3 protein-coding genes are annotated in these 4,360 nt (G+C 61.8%); all 3 read left to right on the top strand.

The features are described 5' to 3' along the window. Window positions 1-402, top strand: a 402-nt coding sequence (locus EN925_RS24990) for an FIST C-terminal domain-containing protein (RefSeq protein WP_206632912.1), incomplete at its 5' end; no start/stop codon positions are given. A gap of 14 nt (window positions 403-416) precedes the next feature. After that, on the top strand, window positions 417-1,757 hold the full coding sequence (locus tag EN925_RS24985; protein WP_013531263.1) for a hybrid sensor histidine kinase/response regulator: 1,341 nt from the start codon (window positions 417-419) through the stop codon (window positions 1,755-1,757). Window positions 1,758-1,856: 99 nt separating this feature from the next. Further along, a partial coding sequence (locus EN925_RS24980) for an RHS repeat protein (protein WP_164894377.1) occupies window positions 1,857-4,360 on the top strand: 2,504 nt, incomplete at its 3' end.

Genomic DNA, 4,360 nt, shown 5'->3' with positions numbered 1-4,360 from the left:
CTACTGAGCTTCGCCTCGCATCCCGTGGTGGTGAAGGTGGGCGGACAATATTATTGCCGGTCGATCCAGAAGATGCATGCCGACGGCTCGCTGTCGTTCTTCTGCGCCATAGACGATGGCGTCGTGCTGTCGATCGCTCAGCCCAAGGACATGGTGGAATCGACGCGCGCCGCCCTGCGCGACGTCGAGGAGAGGCTTGGCGGCATCGACATGATCCTCGGCTTCGACTGCGTGCTGCGCCGGCTGGACGCACGCAATCGGCAGGTGTTTCGCGAGATCTCGGAACTCTACCGGGTCAACAATGTCATCGGCTTCGGCACCTATGGCGAACAGTACCGGTCGATGCATCTGAACCAGACTTTCACCGGCATCGCCTTCGGCGAGCGCCAGGCGGCGGAATAGGACGGCGCAACAAGATGCCGCTGAGGGACATAAACGATCTTGAAAAGCTGAAGAAGATCAACGCGGCACTGGTCAGCCGCGTCGAGCGCTCGATGGACCAGCAAGGCAACGCCTTTTCGCTGTTCCAGACCACGATCTCGCTGGAAAACCGGGTGCGTACACGTACCGAGGAACTTCACTCGACCTTGCGGCGGCTGGAGCAGTCGAACATTGACCTCAGTGCCGCCAAGGAAAACGCCGAACTTGCGAACCTGTCAAAAACCCGTTTCCTCGCCGCTGCCAGTCACGACGTGCTGCAGCCGCTGAATGCCGCCCACCTTTCGGTTTCGGCGCTCGCCGAAGTTCAGACCAGCGACGAGGGCAAGAAACTGGTGCGGCAGGTCGAGCGCTCGCTGGAGACGATGGAGGACCTGCTGCGAACCCTGCTCGACATCTCCAAGCTCGATGCCGGCGTGGTGCAGCCCGACATAAGCGACGTCAGCCTGGAGGCGCTGTTCTCGTCGCTCCGCTCGGATTTCCTGCCGGTGGCGGAGATGAAAGGCCTGTCGCTGAAATTCCGGCCGGTCCATGCCGTGGTCCGCTCCGACCGCACGCTGCTGCGCCGTATCCTGCAGAACATTCTCTCCAACGCGCTGGGCTATACACGCTCGGGCGGCGTGCTTGTCGGCACCAGGCATCGCGGCGACACCATCCGCATCGACGTCGCCGACACGGGCTGCGGCATTCCCGACGACCAGCGCGAGGCGGTGTTCGAGGAGTTCCACCGCGGCACCTCGCCGGCCAATGCCGAACTGGACGGTGGCGGTCTCGGGCTCGGGCTCGCCATCGTGCGCCGCATGGCCAGCGCGCTCGGCCATCCCGTGACATTCTCGTCGAAGGTCGGACGCGGCACGATCTTCCACATCGATGTACCCGTCGGCATCGGTGCGCCAGCCGATGCCATCGCCAGCGTTGCCGATATGGAACGGCCGCGCGGCTATGGCCTGTTCGGCACCAAGGTGCTGCTGGTCGAGAACGATATCGAAGTGCTGCAGGCCATGACCTTCCTCCTCGAACGCTGGCAATGCCTGGTGCGGGCCGCGACCTCGACCGACGATGCGCTAGACATGCTTGGCGACACCGACTGGGTGCCCGACATCGTCATTGCCGACCAGCATCTCGACGGCGGCGATCTCGGCACCACGACCATCGCCGAAGTCCGCGACTATCTCGGCCGCGCCGTGCCGGCGCTGATCGTCACCGCCGACAGTTCGGAAGCCGTCGCCAAGGCCGCCCGCTCCGGCGGCATCGAACTGATGCGCAAGCCGCTGAAGCCGGCCCAACTAAGGGCGCTGCTGGCGCATTTGCTGGCCTGATCACTTCTCACGCGCTATTCCGATCGTCTTGAAAGGAGCGCGTCCTCCCGCGGACAGGTCGCCGACGCGCGCTTTGTTTCGACCGCCACCTACAATGCCGTGTGCGGCCTGCCGGCAACGAAGACAGACCCGAATGGTCTCGTCAAAACCTTTACCTATGACGCCTTCTGCCGGCCCTATCAGGTCTCTCAGAGCGTCACCGGCGCCTATGCCAAGACGCGCTTCGAGAACGAGGGCAATCCGGCGACACAGGCGCTGGTCAAGTACACCCCGCTGCCCAATGGCGCGAGTGGGGGCGCCGGCGAGGATTTTACCCGCTCCTTCTATGACGGGCTTGGCCGGGTCTATCGCGTGGAAACCCCCGGAGAGACGGCGGCCAGTGCAAGACGCATTGCCGAGACCGACTACGATCTTCGCGGCAATGTGCTGCGTACCGCCTTCCCGAGGTTCGTCGGTGAGACGGCACAGTGGACCACCAACAGCTACGACTGGGCCGACCGGTTGACAAAGACGATCAATCCGGATGCCAGCCAGCGCAGCTATCTGCACGACATCGCGACCGCAACCGGCACACCCACCCCCCGACTTTACGGGGTGACGCTGACCGATGAGCTCGGGCATTTGACCAGAACTCCATCGACGACACGCGGTGACATTGCCGGCATCATTCGCGACGTCGGTGGCCTCAATCTGCCGGAGAGCCGCAGCTACGATCTGCTCGGTCGGCTGATCGGCGTCACCGATCCTGGCGGTTCGACCTGGACCTACACTTACGACATGCTCGGCAATCGGCTGTCGGCGTCGGACGCCGATCTGGGCACCTGGACCTATGTCTATGACACCGCCAACCGGCTGGTCAGCCAGACCGACGCCAGGGGCACGGTCACCACGCTCGCCTACGACCAGATGGACCGGCTGACCCTGAAGACGGCAACCGCGCCTGGCGGCAGCCCGGTGACGCTGACCCAAAACACCTATGACCAGGCGGCGTCAGGCTATTACAACATCGGCCAAGTGACCCGCTCGGAAAACGCCGCCGCCGTCCAGCTCTACAATTATGACGGTCTCGGCAAAATCGCCCGTCAGGATGCCACGATCGCGGGGATCACCCATACTACGTTCAACGTTCACGACGGCTCCGGCCAAACGCTTCGCAACCAGTACTTTCCAGTGCAGCTCGACTTCGGCACGCCGATAGCGCACTTGCAATACACCGCCGGCAAAAAGCTCTATTCGGCGCCCGGCTTCATCACCTCGACGATCTACGAGGCTGATGGCCAGACCAAGGAGATCACCTACGCCAATGGCGTAAAAACGTCCTTCACCTACTCGCCGACGCGGCGCTGGCTGACGCGGATAACCACCACGCTCGGCGCCGGGACAGTAATGGATCGCCAGTTTACCCGTGACAGCCTCGGCCGAATTACCGACATCGCTGGAACCTCGGCCACGGGTCCGAACAGCTGGCACTATGTCTATGACAATGCCGACCGGCTGATCTCTGCCGACAATCTCGGCGACAACACGCTGGACGAAACCTTCGTCTATGCCGCCAACGACAACATGATTTCGCGCACGCGTGTGGCCGGCACTTATGTCTATCCCTCGGCGAACGCTGCTCGTCCGCATGCGCCTATCACGGTCGGCGCCAATGCGATGGCCTATGACGCCAATGGCAATCTGACCTCCGACGGCAGCCGCACGCTGGTCTGGGACGAGGCCAACCGGCTGAAAACGGTCACGCGCGCCTCCAGCACCGTCAATCTCGCCTATGGACCGGACGGGGCGCGAGCGAAAAAATCATCGAGCTTCGCCACGACGCTTTATCCCGACGCCAATGTCGAGATCAATCCGGCGATACCGGGTGGAGAAATCTACACCCGCTATCCGCATCCCGACATCAAGGTCGTCGGCACGACCAAATACTTCCTGCACCGCGAACACCTCGCCTCGGTGCGCATGGTCACCGACATGTCGGGCAACACCGTCGAAAGCAACAGCTACGCCACCTATGGCGAAAGCCTCAACACCGGCTTCCAGACGCAGAAGAACTACATCGGCGAACGCTTCGATCCCGAGACCGGCCTGCTGTATCTCAATGCACGATACATGGATCCGGTGCTGGGGAGGTTCATTTCGCCGGATGATTGGGATCCGACCAAGGAAGGTGTTGGCACCAACCGATATGCTTATGCTCAGAATGATCCGGTAAACAAGAGTGACGCCAATGGGCATGCCGATTTACAGGGTATCGCTAGAAGCTACATCAACCGGGAAGTCGGAACCCAAGTACAAGCCCTCGCCGACGTCGAGCAAGATGCCGCGAAAGGCGCGGCAATTGGAGGCATTGCCGCGTTAGGTGTTGGAGCTGTTGTCGCAGCGCCGGAAGCAGCGGCAGCTGTAAGTGCTGCCTTTCCTGAAGCGGCAATGTTTGCCACCGAAATGGTCGCCGCAGAGACAGGGCTGATTGCTCCGGCTGGCGCAGTTGGGGCAGTGGCGCTATCCAGGTCGGAAGCTATGAAAAAGGCCTTGGATACAGTAACAGAAAAATTAAGCTCCTCTCAGTTGTCAAGCTTTAAAAACTACATGGGTAAAGTGCCGAG

The sequence above is a fragment of the Mesorhizobium sp. M7A.F.Ca.US.006.04.2.1 genome, assembly GCF_004022915.1.
Taxonomy (GTDB): Bacteria; Pseudomonadota; Alphaproteobacteria; order Rhizobiales; family Rhizobiaceae; genus Mesorhizobium; species Mesorhizobium ciceri.
Note: the sequence above shows the minus strand (reverse complement) of the source record. Positions and strands in the feature narration are given on the sequence as shown.